At 70.6% G+C, this 15,771-nt stretch carries 21 protein-coding genes; 16 read left to right on the top strand and 5 right to left on the bottom strand.

The features are described from left to right. Positions 1–140: 140 nt before the first annotated feature. Positions 141–1,046 (bottom strand): hypothetical protein, encoded by a 906-nt coding sequence (locus tag ACIBEA_RS41425; protein ID WP_399269167.1) that lies wholly within the window; start codon positions 1,044–1,046, stop codon positions 141–143. A 131-nt stretch (positions 1,047–1,177) separates the two neighbouring features. Further along, positions 1,178–1,939 (bottom strand): GntR family transcriptional regulator, encoded by a 762-nt coding sequence (locus ACIBEA_RS41430; RefSeq protein ID WP_399269169.1) that lies wholly within the window; start codon positions 1,937–1,939, stop codon positions 1,178–1,180. A gap of 135 nt (positions 1,940–2,074) precedes the next feature. On the opposite strand from ACIBEA_RS41430, the gene ACIBEA_RS41435 reads away from it, so the two are divergent. The 7 genes from ACIBEA_RS41435 to ACIBEA_RS41465 all read left to right on the top strand — a co-directional run bounded on the left by ACIBEA_RS41435 (position 2,075) and on the right by ACIBEA_RS41465 (position 5,887). Next, on the top strand, positions 2,075–2,317 hold the full coding sequence (locus ACIBEA_RS41435) for a hypothetical protein (RefSeq protein ID WP_399269171.1): 243 nt from the start codon (positions 2,075–2,077) through the stop codon (positions 2,315–2,317). Continuing rightward, on the top strand, positions 2,314–3,330 hold the full coding sequence (gene dapF / locus ACIBEA_RS41440; protein WP_399269173.1) for a diaminopimelate epimerase: 1,017 nt from the start codon (positions 2,314–2,316) through the stop codon (positions 3,328–3,330). Before ACIBEA_RS41435 ends, dapF begins: the two co-directional genes overlap by 4 nt. Then, positions 3,327–3,545 (top strand): hypothetical protein, encoded by a 219-nt coding sequence (locus ACIBEA_RS41445; RefSeq protein WP_399269175.1) that lies wholly within the window; start codon positions 3,327–3,329, stop codon positions 3,543–3,545. Before dapF ends, ACIBEA_RS41445 begins: the two co-directional genes overlap by 4 nt. Positions 3,546–3,778: 233 nt before the next feature. After that, positions 3,779–4,168 carry a hypothetical protein gene (locus ACIBEA_RS41450; RefSeq protein ID WP_399269177.1) on the top strand — a complete coding sequence of 130 codons (390 nt, stop codon included), beginning with the start codon at positions 3,779–3,781 and terminating at the stop codon, positions 4,166–4,168. Between the two features lie 4 nt (positions 4,169–4,172). Beyond that, positions 4,173–4,502 carry a hypothetical protein gene (locus ACIBEA_RS41455; protein WP_399269179.1) on the top strand — a complete coding sequence of 110 codons (330 nt, stop codon included), beginning with the start codon at positions 4,173–4,175 and terminating at the stop codon, positions 4,500–4,502. Further along, a complete protein-coding gene (locus tag ACIBEA_RS41460) occupies positions 4,492–5,220 on the top strand; it encodes a hypothetical protein (RefSeq protein ID WP_399269181.1) in 729 nt (242 codons plus the stop codon). The genes ACIBEA_RS41455 and ACIBEA_RS41460 overlap by 11 nt, the downstream gene beginning before the upstream one ends. A gap of 124 nt (positions 5,221–5,344) precedes the next feature. Continuing rightward, the gene (locus tag ACIBEA_RS41465) at positions 5,345–5,887 is read left to right on the top strand and encodes a GNAT family N-acetyltransferase (RefSeq protein WP_399269183.1); all 543 of its coding nucleotides are present in this window, start codon (positions 5,345–5,347) and stop codon (positions 5,885–5,887) included. A gap of 140 nt (positions 5,888–6,027) precedes the next feature. Here the strand turns inward: ACIBEA_RS41465 and ACIBEA_RS41470 are convergent, their stop codons facing one another. Further along, positions 6,028–6,243 carry a DUF6207 family protein gene (locus tag ACIBEA_RS41470; protein WP_399269185.1) on the bottom strand — a complete coding sequence of 72 codons (216 nt, stop codon included), beginning with the start codon at positions 6,241–6,243 and terminating at the stop codon, positions 6,028–6,030. A gap of 704 nt (positions 6,244–6,947) precedes the next feature. Between ACIBEA_RS41470 and ACIBEA_RS41475 the strand changes: the two genes are divergently transcribed. The 5 genes from ACIBEA_RS41475 to ACIBEA_RS41495 all read left to right on the top strand — a co-directional run bounded on the left by ACIBEA_RS41475 (position 6,948) and on the right by ACIBEA_RS41495 (position 11,588). Continuing rightward, on the top strand, positions 6,948–8,231 hold the full coding sequence (locus ACIBEA_RS41475; RefSeq protein ID WP_399269207.1) for a replication-relaxation family protein: 1,284 nt from the start codon (positions 6,948–6,950) through the stop codon (positions 8,229–8,231). Positions 8,232–9,277: 1,046 nt separating this feature from the next. Then, positions 9,278–9,964: a hypothetical protein gene (locus tag ACIBEA_RS41480; protein ID WP_399269187.1), complete on the top strand. Its 687-nt coding sequence runs from the start codon at positions 9,278–9,280 to the stop codon at positions 9,962–9,964. 206 nt (positions 9,965–10,170) lie between these two features. Beyond that, a complete protein-coding gene (locus tag ACIBEA_RS41485) occupies positions 10,171–10,764 on the top strand; it encodes a hypothetical protein (protein ID WP_399269189.1) in 594 nt (197 codons plus the stop codon). Positions 10,765–10,965: 201 nt separating this feature from the next. Then, positions 10,966–11,262, top strand: coding sequence for a hypothetical protein (locus ACIBEA_RS41490; RefSeq protein ID WP_399269191.1), 297 nt, complete (start codon positions 10,966–10,968; stop codon positions 11,260–11,262). After that, positions 11,259–11,588, top strand: a complete 330-nt coding sequence (locus ACIBEA_RS41495) for a DUF6233 domain-containing protein (protein ID WP_399269193.1) — start codon at positions 11,259–11,261, stop codon at positions 11,586–11,588. Before ACIBEA_RS41490 ends, ACIBEA_RS41495 begins: the two co-directional genes overlap by 4 nt. A gap of 132 nt (positions 11,589–11,720) precedes the next feature. On the opposite strand, the gene ACIBEA_RS41500 is transcribed toward ACIBEA_RS41495, so the two are convergent. Together ACIBEA_RS41500 and ACIBEA_RS41505 are read right to left on the bottom strand one after the other, a co-directional pair. Further along, the gene (locus ACIBEA_RS41500; RefSeq protein WP_399269195.1) at positions 11,721–11,984 is read right to left on the bottom strand and encodes a hypothetical protein; all 264 of its coding nucleotides are present in this window, start codon (positions 11,982–11,984) and stop codon (positions 11,721–11,723) included. A 132-nt stretch (positions 11,985–12,116) separates the two neighbouring features. Next, positions 12,117–12,557 (bottom strand): hypothetical protein, encoded by a 441-nt coding sequence (locus ACIBEA_RS41505; protein ID WP_399269197.1) that lies wholly within the window; start codon positions 12,555–12,557, stop codon positions 12,117–12,119. A 373-nt stretch (positions 12,558–12,930) separates the two neighbouring features. Between ACIBEA_RS41505 and ACIBEA_RS41510 the strand changes: the two genes are divergently transcribed. The 4 genes from ACIBEA_RS41510 to ACIBEA_RS41525 all read left to right on the top strand — a co-directional run bounded on the left by ACIBEA_RS41510 (position 12,931) and on the right by ACIBEA_RS41525 (position 15,490). Beyond that, positions 12,931–13,497 carry a helix-turn-helix domain-containing protein gene (locus ACIBEA_RS41510; protein WP_399269199.1) on the top strand — a complete coding sequence of 189 codons (567 nt, stop codon included), beginning with the start codon at positions 12,931–12,933 and terminating at the stop codon, positions 13,495–13,497. Positions 13,498–13,564: 67 nt separating this feature from the next. Next, positions 13,565–13,696 carry a hypothetical protein gene (locus tag ACIBEA_RS41515; RefSeq protein WP_399269201.1) on the top strand — a complete coding sequence of 44 codons (132 nt, stop codon included), beginning with the start codon at positions 13,565–13,567 and terminating at the stop codon, positions 13,694–13,696. A gap of 72 nt (positions 13,697–13,768) precedes the next feature. Next, positions 13,769–14,656 carry a hypothetical protein gene (locus ACIBEA_RS41520; protein WP_399269203.1) on the top strand — a complete coding sequence of 296 codons (888 nt, stop codon included), beginning with the start codon at positions 13,769–13,771 and terminating at the stop codon, positions 14,654–14,656. 381 nt (positions 14,657–15,037) lie between these two features. Further along, on the top strand, positions 15,038–15,490 hold the full coding sequence (locus tag ACIBEA_RS41525) for a hypothetical protein (protein WP_399269205.1): 453 nt from the start codon (positions 15,038–15,040) through the stop codon (positions 15,488–15,490). Positions 15,491–15,771 lie beyond the last annotated feature (281 nt).

Here is a 15,771-nt window from a genome sequence, read left to right on the forward strand (position 1 = left end):
AGGCCAATCCCACCCGGTGATCACACACCGTACATTTAGTGGACTAGTTGTGGGGGGGTGGGGCCGCAATCCGTCTCCGGAACGCGTAAGAGGCGGCCCACCGGTCAGGTGGGCCGCCTCTTTGCGTGGTGGAGGTACTGCTACAAGCTGGCGACGGTGGTGTCGATGCGGCCCTGGTCCCAGGTGCCGGCGTCGAGTTGCGGGCGGGCGACGGCCTCGTACGCCTGCAGAACGCGGGGAGCGGAGTCCGCTCCGTGGCCCCACACGGATTCGAAACGGCTGGTCCAGCGGCCGATGCCCTTGAAGTGCACGCTGGAGCGGCCGCGCTGGTAGTCGGCGCCTCCCTGCTCCTCTTCGACGAGGGCGGCGGCGTCGGCGAAGATGACGGCGTCGATGGCCTGCTCGGCGCGCAGCCGGTCGCGGACGGCTAGGCCGCAGGTGACGCCGAGGTCACGGTGCTGCCCGACGAGGTCGAGCAGCGAGCGGGCGAAGTCCGCCTTGCCCAGGTCCGTCGCGAAGACGATGAAGACCCGGTTGATGGTGCCGCCGGACTCTGTGAACCGGCGGTTGGCGGAGATGTACTCGCGCCGTCCGGTCAGCAGGGTCGGGTCGGTCGTCAGGTCCGCGGCGAGGATCCGCTGCGGCTGGGCCTGCGACGCGGTGACGGCGTTCACCAGGAGCGCGCTGAACCGCGGCACGTCGGAGGAGAAGACACGAAGGTGCCCGTCGGCGATCTCGTTGTAATTCGAGATGAGTTCGGCTTCGAGACCGGTACGGACCTGGTTGTAGTACTCGGCGTTGTCCATGGTCTTGAGGTTAGTGACCCGGCGCAGCTGGATGTACGTCTTCCGGGTCCAGTAGTGGCCAACTGCCAGGATCAGGATCAGCACGGCCTGGACGACCAGAAGCACCTTGAGATTGACACGGTCCATGGCCCAGCCGACCACCGGAGCGGCGAATCCGACGACGGTGACGACCGCGCTGAGCGCGGGCGAGTTCAGTACGGCGCTGATCCGGCTGAGCGGGCTCGGCTGCGCTTGGGACATCTCAGTTCCTCCCCCTGGGCCGGTCTGGTCCGGGCCCGGGTTCATGATTCCTGAGGAGTGGGCTTGACCTCAGGGAATCGGAGGATTCGCCGTGATCATCGGCCAGTTCGTTGTGTCCGGTGGCCGGGATCTCAGCCGGCGGAGGTCTCGCCGGAGAGGTTGAGGTCGTAGTCGACGGTCCACCGGTCGGCGGGGATGACGAGGTCCGCGGTCTCCACGGGGCGGTCGTCGCTGTCGTAGTAGGTCCGCTCGATCCACGTCGCCAGGGAGCCGACGGGCACACCGAGTTGTTGGGCCTGGTCGCGGTCGGTCTGGATCGGCTGCGTGCGCTCCGTCGCGCGGACCACGGCGATGCCCAGGTGTGCCATCCGGTCCACGACGCTGCGGCCGGCGAAGGGGCCGCCGTCGGGCAGGACTACCGCGCTCTTGCCAGTGATGGACATCGGCTCCCAGCTGGTGCTGCTCATCACGGGCCGCCGGGCGGCGTCGAGGAATTCGTATTCCGTACGGACGCAGTGCTGGCCGGGCCTGATCTGCAGCCGCGCCGCGATGTCGGCGGGGGCCGGGAGCTTGGCGGTGCTCTGCGCGTCCCAGGTGGAGATACCGGCCGGGGCGAGCGGGGCGCTGGGGTACCCGGGTGCCGGGCAGCGCAGCATGTGCAGGCGCTCCTGCGGTGCGCGGACGTACGTGCCCGCCCCGGGGCGCCCTTCGAGCAGGCCTTCGGTGATGAGGAGTTCCTGGGCGCGGCGGATCACGTTTTCCCCGACGCCGTACTGCTCTCCGAGGACCGCGCGGGAGGGGAGGCGGAAGTCGACGGCCCACTCGCCGCTGGTGATGAGGGTGCGGAAGGCGGCGGCGACCACCAGGTAGGGGGCTCCCGTTGTGTCGGCCATGAGTCTCCCTGCGTCTGCGCGGTGCTGACTGCCGGTCAGCGATCTTCTCGATCCGTTTGACAATCTAGTCCACTAGTTCAAAACTAGTGGACTAGAAGTGCGATGCGTGATTCCGACGGTCCGGGGTGAGGCTCAATGCACGAATTAGGCGCCACGACAGCCATAGAAGCCCTGGCCCGGCTCACCGGCCAGGCACCCGAAACCGCCGAGCACGACGGCGTGGTGACCATCCGTGCCGACACCTCCCAGGTCCCGGCCGAGCACTGGCAGCGCCTCGTCGCGGTCCTCGAAACCGGCACCTCCTACGGCATGAACAGCACCGCGGCCGGTACGAGCACCGTCTGGCTGCGTATCGAACCGGGAGACCCCCGCTCATGACCTCCATCCCGATCGGCGTTCCCTTCGCCAAGGGCCACGGCGCCGGAAATGATTTCATCGTCCTGGACGACCCGGACGGCGCCCTGGACCTCACCCCCACCGACATCACCCGGCTCTGCGACCGGCGCGGCGGCATAGGAGCCGACGGCTTGCTGCGCCTGGTCCGCTGTACCGCCGCACCGGACGCCTTTGCGATGGCCGACCGGGCGGAGTGGTTCATGGACTACCGCAACGCCGACGGCTCCCTGGGCGCGATGTGCGGCAACGGTATCCGTGTTCTGGCCCGCTACCTCACCTCCACCGGCCGCCACCAGGGCGGCCCGCTCGCCCTGGCCACCCGCGCTGGAGTACGCGACCTCGACGTCCTGCCCGGACCGGGCACCCACTACGGCGAGGTCAGCGTCCGCATGGGGACCCCCGTCCTTCCCGGTCCGGACCACATCGCCGTGGCCGTCGGCGACCGAAAGTGGCCCGCCGTGCACGTCGACGTCGGCAACCCCCACGCCGTCACGTTCGTGGACAACCTCGACCACGCGGGAACCCTCACCAGCGCCCCGGCGGTGTCACCCGCGAGCGCCTACCCGCACGGTGTGACCGTCGAGTTCGTCCGGGACCTCGGCTCCCGGCACCTCGTGCTGCGCGTCCACGAACGCGGTGTCGGCGAGACTCCCTCGTGCGGCACTGGCGCCTGCGCCGAGGTCGCCGCTTCCATCCGGCGCCACCCCCGGACTACGGCACCGGTCCGGTATACCGTCGACGCCGTCGGCGGCCGCCTCCTGGTCGACGTCGCCACCGACGGCAGCATGACCCTGACCGGCCCCGCCTACCTCACCACGCAGGGCACCGTCCGCCTTTACGCCTCCTGGCCGGACACGGGCCTCGTGGGCCAGCGAGGCCTCCATCGGCCCGCCTACGGAGCCCCTACCCCCGCCCTGCTCGCCCGGGCCGACCGCGCGCTCAACCGCCTCGCCGAACGCCACAGCGGCCTCACGGACAGGGAGCCCACCACATGAAGGGCGACGGACACGAATCCCACCCGCTCATCGGCCGCCTGGTCCGCGACGTTGCCTCCGGCACCGAAGGCCGACTGATGGCCGTGGTCCGGGAAGACCTCCCCACGCACACCGGCAAGCTCCGCACGACCAGGCGCGCGTACATCCGCCCCACAGCCGGCGGAGTAGAACTCCCGACAGCCCTGGACAACATCGAACCCCTCGGCGCTTCCTGAACCTCTGCACAACGGCCCCGGCCCCGGCACCCTCGGGGGCCGGGGCCGCAGCAGTTCACGACACCCGCCCCGCGCCCTTGGTTTTGTCAGTGACTACCGACTCCAGGGGAAGGTCAGGTCTGACTCCATATGGCGCCCGTGAAGAACGAGCCGCCGAGAACTGGAGCCGCCCCGGCCGGGTGACCTTCTCGGTTCGCCTGCGCTACCCCGGGCCTCTTCTGCATACTGTCACTATGCAGACTGCCATGGTGCTGAACCCTCTCAACCTGCCTCTCATCGACGTGGCCGGCTTCGCAACGGGCCAGAACTACACCGATCCTGACCATGTCGCCGCCCTGACCGCCTCGATGGCCGCCCGCGGGTGGCAGGGGCCGCCGCTGGTCGTGTTGCCCGACTACGCCCGCTCCTACTCGGGCACCCACCGCCTGGCCGCCGCCGAAGCCGCGGAGCTGGACATGGTTCCGGGCGTCGACCTCGCGGCCCTCTTCGAGGCAGTGGGGCTCGACCTGGACGAGATCTGTGAGGACGAGGATCTCGGGCTGCTCTCGGACCGGGCCGCGATCCTCGACCACCTGCCCGCCGATACCCGTGCCGCGTACGGCGTCGACGACATCGAGGACTGAAGACGTGACCACGACACCGACCCTGGGCTTCGAGCCCGAGCCCGCCGACATCGCCGCCGAGGTAGAGGGACACCTTGGCAACGTCACCGACCCTCTGGAGCGCTACAACCGGGCCACGGCCGCCCAGGCGCACCACGAAGCGGTCGTGCGGGCACTTCAGGGCGAGCGGGACATGGCCCTCGCGGCCATGAACGCAGGCACCGGCAGCGCTCCAGGGCTTTCGTACGCCGAGATCCAGCACCACGTCACCGTGGGCCTGAGCCGGTCCGGGGTCCAGAAGGCCGTTGAGCGCGGCCGGCGCGGGCCGGCTCAGGGAGCGGCTCGTGCCGATTGACGATCACCCGCGCCGCTGGCACTGCCCCGGCCCCCTCTGTGGCACGGACACCGGCTACGGATACGGCTGCCGACTGGCCCCCTGTACCGCCACCGTCGCACCCACGAAACAGGCCCGGCGCCGGGCTGGGGGCATCCGGCCCCGGACCATCGTGGACGAAGCCGTCCGCACAGCGGTCCTCGCCGAACTCCGCGACGGACGCACTTTGTCCGAGAGCGCCGAGCGATGCGGGATCAGCGCCTACCAGCTCCGCGCCGCCCGCCGACGCGACCCCAGCTTCGAAGCCGCCGTACAGGCAGCCCTCGGCCGCTCCACACTGACCCGCACCCTGCGATGCCGCCCAGACGAACCCAGCGGCTCCGACTGCGGCACCCGACCCGGCTACTTCTACGGCTGCCGCGAACAGCCGTGCCGCCAAGCACACAGCAACGCCCTCGCCGCAGCCCCCTCACGCCAGTACACCACCCGCGCACGGCGTTTCTCCGCCGACGACAAGACTGCTTACACGGACCTGGTGGAACAGGGACTGACCCTCGGGCAGGCCGCCGCCCGCCTTGGATGGTCCCGCCAGGCGGTAGTCACAGCACGCAAGACCGATCCGGCGTTCGATGCCGCGGTTACCGCAGCGGCCGATCTCGCGCGCGACATCGGTACCGCATCAGAGAAGAGCCACCCCCGGCGGACGAGTCGGATCACCCGTCCGGACACGACCAGGTAGCCCAGGGGCGCAGCACGGGTTCCAGCTCCAGGGCTCCGAAGTCTTGGGTCGGAACTCGCCTTCCGGGTGGGGTCAAGAGTCACTGTCAAAGCCACGCCCTCAACCCGCGTGGCACGCTGGCCCGATGATCGAGAGTCCGCGCCTCCTGCTTCGACGTTTCCGTCCCGACGACGCCCCGGTCCTCGCCGTCTACCGGTCCGACCCGGACATAGCCCGCTACCAGAGCTGGGCCTCCCCGATCACCCTCACGGAAGCCGCTGAGATCATCCGCGGATACGCCGAGGCCCAGCCCGAGGCTCCGGGCTGGTTCCAGTACGCGATCGAGCTGAAGGTCGACGGTCGGCTGATCGGCGATTTCGGAGTCGACCTCCACGAGAACCGGCTGCAGGCCGACCTCGGCTGCACCCTCGCCCCGGCCCATCACGGCCACGGCTACGCCACCGAGGCCGTCCACGCTGTCGCAGGCCATCTCGTTGCTCAGGGCCTGCACCGCCTGTCGGCCCACTGCGATGCCCGCAACACCGACTCCATGCGGGTCCTGGAACGCGCCGGATTCCGGCTCGAAGGGCACGGCATCGAAGCCGAGCTGATCCGCGGCGAATGGACCGACACCCACTCCTACGGACTCCTCGCCCGTCATTGGAAAGGCCCCTCCGCCATCGCATGAGACGACTGGCGACGTACCGGAGCGGCGCCGCGCCCGCTACCCCGAAGCGGGCGGCCGCTGATTGCCACGCACGTCTGCTGGGCAAGCCCGAGGCGACCCTGGGCAAGCCTGCCGTGAGGGTGGCTTGCCCAGGCTTCTGGCTACGGACCCTCCCGCCCCGGGCGCAGGACGTCGACGTAGATCCGGGCACGGACACCCGGCTCGCCGGGGTCCCGGCGCACCGGGACGATGCCTGAGGTCGCCCACCGCCCCTCCAGGGCGGTCATGACGGCCCGGACGGTGTCCTCGTCCCCGCCGGTGATGTCGAGCACCACCATGCCGGGCTCCGAGATGTGCTGTTCGTCGATCGGCTTCATCCCCCCTTCGACGACAGTCGCGGAGGCGCGGTTCATCGACGGACATGGGTTCACCCGCACGTGCGGGAACCCGGGGTGTGGCTGCTTCATCCCGGCCGGACGAACCGTCTGTCCACCGGCGCTCCCCTCATGCCGCGCTGGCTGGTGATCGGTTTAACGGGGCTGGTGCTGCCGCAGAGATGGGAGGACTTACCCCGGCGTGGTGCGGGGTTCAGCCGGGGCGCAGCCGGGCCTCTGGTCCAGCGGATCGTCATGAACGGCCCCACGCCCGGCGGCTGGTCGTGTGTGTGGGGCAAGTGCCTCCTGCTTCGACGTCTCCGTCCCAACGACGCCCTGGCTACCGCCTCCGGAGCTGCAGGCGGGCGGAAGTAGGGGGGCCACCGTGTCCGATTGGTGAGCGCGCTGGTGACTCACCGGTGAGTCGGGCAAGCCGGGCTTGCCCGTCCTGTTGTCCCCGTGGTCTGCCCTGATGCTGACCCTGTTGTTTCCCCTGTGGTGAGGTGCCGATTGAAACCGATATAAGCCCTCCTCAGGCCCCTTGACCGGAGGAAAACTGAGCCTCGACACCTCTCTGTATCCCTGATCATGTGTGGGAGAGGAAGAACGGGTATTGCGGGGGAGGGGTTCGGGACGTGGCTGTGACGGCGTGGAAGTACGGGTCGACGGCGAAGACGCGGGAGTTGGTGCTGACGGCGTTGGGCGTGGTGAAGATTGCGACGGCGGCTCAGTTGCGGGATTTGACGTGTCCGGGGACGGCGAGTGCGGCGACGGTGCGCGGTGGCTGCAAGGACCTGGAGGCTGCGGGGATGGTGATTTCGGCTGGGCGGACGTCGCGGGTGGAGGAGGACGGGCGGCGGATCACCGAGAAGCTCTGGTCGTTGACTACGTTGGGCCTGGAGGCCGCGGCGGTGCCGTTGGAGAGGCCGGTCAGGGAGATGGGCGGTACGGCGCGTTCGGCGGCGGCTTCGGGTGCCCGGCACGCGGTGAAGGTGACCGACACCATCGCCGCGTTCGTTCAGGCCCCGGTCGAGGAGACCGAAGCTCCGGTCGCCGCGACCCGCGCGCGCCCGCGCACCGCACCGGCCGTGCAGCTGCGGGAGCGTCCGGCGGGACTGGGACCGCTGGCCGCCTGGACCACGGAGGTCACCCTGCCCGTCGGCGGCACGTTCGGCGCCCCGGTGAAGGGGAGCCTGCGCGCGGACGCGGTGTTCGCGCTCCCCGACACGGCGGTGCCGCTGCTGTTCCTGGAGGTCGACAACGGCACCGAGCCGCCCTCGGTCCTGGCGGACAAGATCCGTCGGTACCGCAAGTTCTTCGTCCGTACGGCCACCACGGGCGGGCCGGTTTTGTGGCGCACGGTGTGGGAGGCGCCGGTCTCCCGGGTCCATCCGCCGGTCGCGATCGTGTTCACCAAGCGCATGGGCACCGAAGCGATGCAGACGCGGATGCGCCGGGTCGCAGAGCTGTGCCAGGACGAGTGGCTGGGCATGCGGAAGGTCGACTACGACCCGAAGGTCAGCAGGGATGGCTACTTCGACTACCAAGGCCGCGTTCCTGTGGTCGTGACCCATCTGGACCGGCTGGCGGAGTTGGGCCCGCACGGGCCCATCTGGTGGCGCTACGGCCGCAAGGCGCGGGAGGAGACCCTCGCGGTCGCACTCGACAGCACAGTGTCCGAGCGCGGCTTCCGGGCCCGTGAGGCGCAGCGCAAGCGCGAGGCCGAAGTCCTTGAGGCCGCCGAGCAGCTTGAGGCAGAGCAGCGCCGGGAGGCCTCGGCCTGGCCGTGCCCGTCCTGCGGCAAGCCCGTCTACCCCGACGACTGGGGGACGCGCCCGGACCCGGGCAGCACCTGCTACGACTGCCAGCGCGCCGATGCCGAGCGCGCGCGTCAGCAGAGGGCCGACGGCGAAGCTGCGGCGGAGCAGGCGGAGTACGAACGTCAGCGCCGGGCGGACGGTTGGCTCGGCTGGCTCCCCGGCCGCCACTGACCGCCCGGCCGTAGGCCGCTGCGAGCTGGGCAAGCCTGAGGCGACCCTGGGCAAGCCCGGCTTGCCCACCTCAGGACCGAAGGTGGTCAACCCCTTGACCGTCGATGATTCGCAGGCGGTTAACCCCTTGTCCGCCGTCGAACCAAAGGCGGTCAAGGGGGGCCTTGTTGGGATCCGCCGTACGCCGTATCGGAATGAGCACCCCGCGGGCACCGGCTCGTCAGGCAGAGCGATCGCTCTGGGGGGCCGCAGCCGACCTGCCGGACCACAGAGGCGAGGGGCTAGTTCAGGAGGCCAAGGGCGGAGTCGGGGGCTGTCCCCGCCACAGCAGCCGGGAGCAGTGCGGCCTGGAGTTCACCGGCGCCGGAAGAGGTACGGGATCACCAGTGCGGCGTACAGGCCTCCTGCACCGGTTGCGACCTGCGCGGGGTCGGCCCAGGCCGGTGCCAGTCGTACCAGCAGGCCCCCGCCCAGGGCGACCAGGAGGCCGAGGGCCGCGGCGAAGCCGTTGCGTTGCCGCCGAAGTCGTACCAGCTGCTGGGCGTCACTGGCGGTGGACTCGGTGGTCTCGGTGGGCTGCTAAGGGGTGATCGTGGACATGGTCTTCCTTCCGAAGGTCCCGGTGCTGCACCAGGTGGTTGGGGTGAGAGCCACTGTGCGAGGCCATCCGCCGACGGTCGAGATCTCGCGAATTTCCGTTCCGTCGCCGCTCAGCAGTTGTTGAGGGCTGCCGATCAGCGGATTCGCGGAGCCTTGACACGGAGCCGTCGCGGGGGTTGCGAGCCATCGCCGGATGAGCATGCACGGCGCGTGGGCAAGCCCCGCAAGCCCCTCGCCGGTACTGGGCAGGGGCCCCGTGTCGCCGTGTCCGTGGCAGCCCTGAAGGTCCTCCAGGCGGGTGAATCCGTCCTCGCGTACGTGGGCGCACCGAAGGTGCATGCCCATAACTAGGGCTATCCCATGGGTACTTGACAGATTCCATGAGTAATCGTGATGTTTCTGGCGCCGCCCGAGAGGGGCGGCGCTGTTCGGAGGAGGAGATCGGGATGGGGAAGCGCATGGGGTACGACCAGGACCAGGCCGCCGGGCGGCTGCGGGTGACCCGGTACGCGTACCGGTGGGCCGTACACGCGGGGGTGGTTCCGGCCCCGGACGCGGGCCCCGCGACGTGGTCGCGGGCCGCAGTGGAGTCGATGAGCGCGGACGCGATCCGTACCGCGATGGGGGAGGAGCCGTTGTCCGGCCGACAGGCCGCCGACCGCCTGGCGGAGGCTCTGGGTACACCCAACCCGCCCGGCGGCCCGGCCACAGTGAGCGTGGCGGCCGTGATCGAACTCGCGAAGGAAGGGCTGTTGGTCAGCCTGTCCGCTGACCCTGTACAGCCCCTGCTCCACACGGGTCAGGTCGACGCCCTGGCCGCCGCCCCCGGCCTGGCCGCCCTGCTGGCCGAGGTGGCGCCGCTGGGCCCGGACCAGGCCGCCGCCCGCCTGGCCGTGCGCCGCTCCGACTGGGACCACGTGGTTCGCCTCGGCTGGATCAGCCCTGACCAGGAAGTTCGTGCGCGGTTCGGCGCGGCCGCGGGCGGCACGGTCTGGATTCCGCTCTACCGCGCCGCCCGGATCGACCGGGTCCCCGCGGACCACCCCGAGGTGGACTGGCCCGCCCTGCGCGCCCTCGGCAAGGGCCAGCGCTCCCCCTTGGCCAAGCTCACCCAGGCCTGCGCCGACCGGTGAACGGTGATCCAGCAGAGCTGCGGGCCTGGATCACCGGGTGCTCCCGCGCGGGTGCTGAGCCGGTAGCGAAGCCGTGCCACGGCGACCCGCGGCTTCGTTCTCCGCGTTCTGCCTCTGGCGGGGTGCCAGCTGCGAGAGGCTCGGAGAAGAATTCGCCGCCGCGCGTGTGGGCGCTGTCGCGGCAGGGCCGGAAAGGGGCCGGGGAGATGCGGAACGAGTCGTGGACGACGGACGAGTTCGGGAAGTCGCACCAGGGTCGGGTGGGGGTGCTGCTGGAGGACGGGAGCGTGCCCAAGCCGGTGTACTTCGACGGGAACTCCTCATCGGGGCACACGAGCGACTTCTGGGCCGGTTACAGCGGACAGCCGTTCTACGGACCACGCGCCCAGGTGCTGCGCGCGGTCTGCGCGTGCGGCTGGACCGGTACCCGGTATCCGCTGGACTGGGACCGGATCGGCGATACGCCCCTGTACGAGGACGAGCCGGCGTACGAGGACGCGGCGAACTGCCGGAACGACTGGAACCGGCACATCGAGACCGTCGAGGAATCGACGATCGCGTACCCCAAGGAGGTCGACGACCTGCTGGCGAAGCTGACCGAGGCACTCGACCGACTCGTGGATGATTCGCCGGCCGGGGCACTGAAGGCCGCGAGCCGGCTGGAGATCCTCGCGCGGAGCATCGGCTACGACGCGGCCCATACGGCGGGCCGGTCGATGGAGCCGCAGGACATCGGTGCCGCGCTGGGGATCAGCGGGCAGCAGGCGGAAGACCTCCTCGGCCACTACCGCGGCCTGTAGCACCGCCGGCATGCCCAGCCCGGGCTTTCGGAGCGCCGCGCCCGGGCGGGTTCCGTCCCTGTTCCCTTCAGCTGCCCGGGCGGCGTACGGCGGCAGGTCGGGGAGCCGCCCTCGGCGATCCGGCGATCCGGCCACACGTGCGTCGCCGTGGGGCGGTGGAAGGACTGGCCACACAATTCGAACACCTGGTTGAATAAGTGGGTGACGCCCTTCCGTTTCCCCGACGGCCTGATCCGCCTTAAGCGCGAGCAGGTCCGTGTCTACAACCAGCTCGCCACTCCTCCCGCGGTGGGGGCGGCGGAGTTGAGGAGGGAGCTGATCCGGCTGTCGTGCCTGATCAGCTCGCACCCGTACTGGGCGGAGCGTGGCTGGAGCACGGCGGGCCGCATCGAGCTGCTCCGCGCGGCCGAGAGCGGCCCGGACGGGGTGCAGGGGCTGATCGTGCGCTGGAGCGGTACGGAGTTCATCGTCTCCGAGCCTGGGCCGCGGTCCCCGTGAGTGGCCTGGAGGCCCGGCTGGAGAGCTGGCGGGCCGTCCTGGCGTGGCTGGGCTGGCAGCAGAAGCTCGCCGAACGCGCGATCACCGCGCTGGAGGCCGAGCTGGCCACCGAAGCCGCGCGCCGTCCCCCGCCCGCGCCCCCGGAGTGGAAGGTCGAGTCCATCCGGACCGGGGCGGGACTGCGGGGGCTGTTCGTTCACGTCGGGGACTGCGCCATGGGCGGCGGCAAGCCGATTGGTCGCGAGGCGGCCCGCCGGACGCTCGCCGAAGGTATCGACCCCTGTCCGTACTGCAGTCCTGAGAACCTCCTCGGCATGACGAGCTGACCCCTTACGCGTGACCGACTCCGGTCCCTGCGAGAAGGCGGTCAGTGCCCCAGACATCCACCGTTGCGACGAGACCTTGAGCTGTTCGGGTTCCATGCGCTGGACCTTAGGCCCGATCGGGCATGAGGCCGTTCAGGTTTTCGGGCCTTGATGTCGTGGGCGGGGCCGTTTCTGGATCTCTGCCGCGTAGCGGGCCCAGTTGCCTCCGCTCTGGGTCCAGGCGGTGGCGGTCTCGGGGCTGATGCCGAGGAGATCGGTGAGCACCGCGGCCGGCAGCTGGGTGGAGAGGCTCATCAGGGCCGCGGTCCGGCCTGGCCGGGAGAAGATGCCCAGGCGCTTGAGCCGGGTCCCGAGACGGAAGTCGCTGAGGTGCCGTCCCGCGAGGGCGCCGGGCAAGAGCCAGGGCGTGCCCGTCGTGATGCCGAAGGTGGTGTGTCCGTGGCGGCGCGCGAGGAGTTGCTGGGCGATCTTGTCCAGGGGCTCAGGCAGGAGCCCCTGAAGGGTGGGGGAGTGCGCACAGCGGCTCCGTTACTCCGGCGCGCCCGCTGGGGCAGTGCTGGTACGGGAGCGTGGGGTGGCCCATGAGGCGGGGACGGGGCGCGGAGGGATGACATCGGGGACGGGGAGGAGCGGTGGCTGGAGGAGGGGGCGTTCGTCGCCGGTCAGTGAGCGGGCGGTGAAGCCGGCGGTCTGGAAGTCGTTGGCGGCCTCGAAGGTGATCAGCGTCCCGACGGGCTGGGCGGCGGCTTGCTCGATGACGCGGAGGAGTTCGTCGGCCCAGTCGATGGGGTGGCCGTTGAGGTCGGTGCGTTCCGCGCCGGGCGAGAGGGAGAGCACCAGGCTGTTCGGGTGGCCGGTGGCCTGGAGGTGGAGGCTGTCGTCGCCGGGGGTGACGGCGGTGACCTTGTCGGCCCGGATCCGGGTATGGCCGATGCGGAGCCAGACCCGTGAACGTCCGGCGCTCACCATGCCTGGGCCGGGGCTCGGAAGGCTGACGTCTGGCGGCGGGTACTGGGCGCGTTCATGAGGCCACGATCCCAGGAGCGTCGCGGCCGTGGGGCGGTTGATCGGTTTTGTCTGCAGCGGAGAGCCAGGGCCGAAGCCATGTCGCCGGTGAGCCTGCTGCGGGGGACCTTGAACCATTTCTGGCGTGCCGCCGCTGTCTCAGCGGGCGTGCCGCCGTTGAGCATCCCGGCTGGCGAGCGAAGGGGGTGAACGAACCGTGAGGCAGCAGGGCGTATGAAGGTTTGTTCACCCCTGAACGAACCTTGAGCCGACCCCTCCGTCGTGGAAGGTCTGTTCAGGGGTGAACGGACGGTCTGTAGGCGGGTAGGGGATGGGTGTGAGCGAGACGGTGTACGGCTTCGACGCGGCCAGGTTCCGGGCCGCCCGGACGGCCGCCGGTATGTCGGTGGCCCGGATCGCGCGGGCGGCGCGGGTGAGCGAGCGCGCTGTCAGCCTTTACCTGGCCGGCTCCCGGACGCCGCGCCCCGGGGTGCTGGTGCTGCTTGCGGAAGCCGTCGGGGTCGGGCCGGGGGACCTGTGTGCTGTCGAGAGGGAGTCGTTGGCGCAACTGCGGGTGTTCACCGGCCGTAGCCGGGCGGCGATGGCCCGTGAACTGGGCATGGCCGAGGCGACCTACCGGGAGCTGGAGACCACTGGTATCCGCGGCCGGCTCGCCTCCAGCCGCTACAGCTACCGCCAGGAGCGGTGGGTTCCCTGGCAGGAGTGGGCGCCGCCGAAGTTCGGCGTCACCGCCGACCGGCTCGCCACCGCCGAGCAGCACGCCCGCGAGGAGCACCAGGCCGAACGGGAAAAGCGATGGCAGCATCTGCGCAAGGCCGACCCCGCCTTCGCCGCCAGGATCGAGGAGCTGGGGCGGTTGGGACGGGCCCTGCGGGAACGGTGATCAGGCCAGGGGGAGCCTAACGGGCCGCTCAGTCTTCGTCGTCGGTGTCCTTGACCTCGTCGCGGAGATGAGCGCCGACATCTCCGTCGACCGCGGCGGCGTCTGCCGCCATGCGATCCGCTGCGTGTGCCTGCGCCTGGACGCGGCCGTCGACGACGTGCCCGGGCTCGGTGGAACCGGGCCGCGGCCGCGGGGATGACCGGAACTGGCCGACGCGCGGTGTTCTGCAGGGTGTCGGCCGGGTGGGGGTGCGGGCGGGAGACTTCCGGGCATGGATGTGGAGTCGGTGGCGGTGGAGTTGTACGGGCTGCGGCCGTCCGAGTTCACTGCGGCCCGGGACGAGCATGTGGCCAAGGCTCGCAAGGCGGGCGACAAGCCGCTCGCTGCCGCGATCGCGGGATTGCGGAAGCCGACGGTCGCGGTGTGGGCGGCCGGCCTGCTGGCCCGCCGCCGGCCCAAGGAGGCGCACGGCCTGGTCCAGCTCGGTGAGGCGCTGCGTACCGCGCACCGGACGTTGGACGCCGGGCAGCTGCGGAAGCTGTCGCATGATCAGCACGTGGTCATCGGCGAGCTGGCGCGTACGGTGCGCGCTCTGGCCGCCGGGGCCGGGCAGGCGGTGAGCGAGCCGGTGCTGCACGAGGTCGAGCAGATCCTCCACGCGGTCCTCGCCGATGCCGATGTCGCCGCGCAGTGGGTGGGAGGCCGGCTGGCGAAGGCTCCGGACGCGGTGTCGGGCTTCACCGGCCTGGAACCGCTGCCCGGCGCCGCTCCTCCTCGACGGCCGCAGGAAGCCTCGACCGCCGGACCGGCGACGGAGCACGTCCGGCCCCCGGAATCGGATGCGGACAAGCGGGCGGCGCGGGCGCGCCGCGAGCGTGTGAAGGCGGCTCGGACGGAGTTGGCCGAGACGAAGGCGGAGGCGGAGCGCCTGGAGGCGGCGCAGGCCGCCGCGCAGGAGCTGGTGGACCGCGCGGCCACCGCCGTCGCGGTGGCCGAGGAAGATGTCCAGGCCGCGAAGGAACGGCTGGAGACGGCACGTACGGTGAGCACGAGCGCGGCCGCCGGCCTGCGGGAGGCCGGTCGAGCGGCTGCGAAGGCGCGGGCATGCATAGAGGCGGCCGCCCGGAAAGCCGAGAAACTCACCAGCTCAGAGGAGTGAACCTCCAGCATGCGGCGGAACATGCGCCCGGGGACGGTCACGACGGCAGCCCTGATGCCCAGCTTGGTCAGCCGCTTCTGCTGTTCGCCCGTCAGCTGCGCCCAGGTGGCGCGGTCGAGCCCACGGGCGGGTACGTGTACGCGGCGGTCGGGCCGGCCGGATCGACCGGGTCCCGGCGGACCATCCCGGGGCGGTCTGGCCCTCCCTGCGAGCCCTCGGCAAGGGCGGGCGCTCGGGTCCTAGCTGTGCTGTCGCGATGCCTGTTTCTGAACTTCTGGGCGGAGGGGCTGCGTGTCCCCTCAGGCGCCAGGTCGTTGGCCGGGGATGGAAACCGTTTCGTCCAACCCTTTGCTTCCCGAACTGCGGGGTAACGTCCTGGCCGTGGACCTGCTGCGGGCCTGCGTCCGGCACGACGCGGACGACATCCGGGACCTATTGGCCGAGCTGAACACCTCGATGCGCCGGCTGACCGACCCGGCTGGCGGCCTCTCCCTCTACTTCCACACCAAGTACCGGGCGGAGGAGATGTTTGCCGATGCGGTCGAAGCGCTCGGTATCCGTCCGGGTGAGGAGGGGCGCGTACTGCCGAGCACGACAGTGGCGGTGGAGGTCGCGGTGACGATGGGGCGGGTTGGGATGCCTGCGAATGTGTCGGCCGCGCTGCGGGCCTTCGCTGACGGAGACTTCGAATTGATCAGCGATCTGGACGGCCTCGACCGGATGGCGGCGGTGGCGTTGGCGACGGCAGCTGCCGAGCGGGCCAGCGCGGCCCCGGAGGCGGTTCTGGAGAAGTTGGAACGCTTCCGCGAACTTCTCGTCTCTGCCGTGGGGTGACCTGCGGCTTTAAGAAGCCGTTGTCGTACCGGATGTGATCGTTGAGTTTCCGCTGATCAGGCATGGTGTCGGTGTCCTCGGTGCAGGGTTCGGGCGTACGGTTCGTGCTCGGTGAGGCGGAGGTGCCCGGTGACGTCGGTGATGGGGCTGTTGGAAGAGCGGGAGACGGTTGCCCGGGTGCGGGCAGAGGAGCTTCGCGAGGAATCCGAGCGGATTCTTGCTGAACTCGCTGCGGCGGAAGCGGTGTTGGAACGCCGGGTGATCGCCCGGACGGAACTGGC

The sequence above is a fragment of the Streptomyces sp. NPDC051555 genome (assembly GCF_044454405.1).
Taxonomy (GTDB): Bacteria; Actinomycetota; Actinomycetes; order Streptomycetales; family Streptomycetaceae; genus Streptomyces.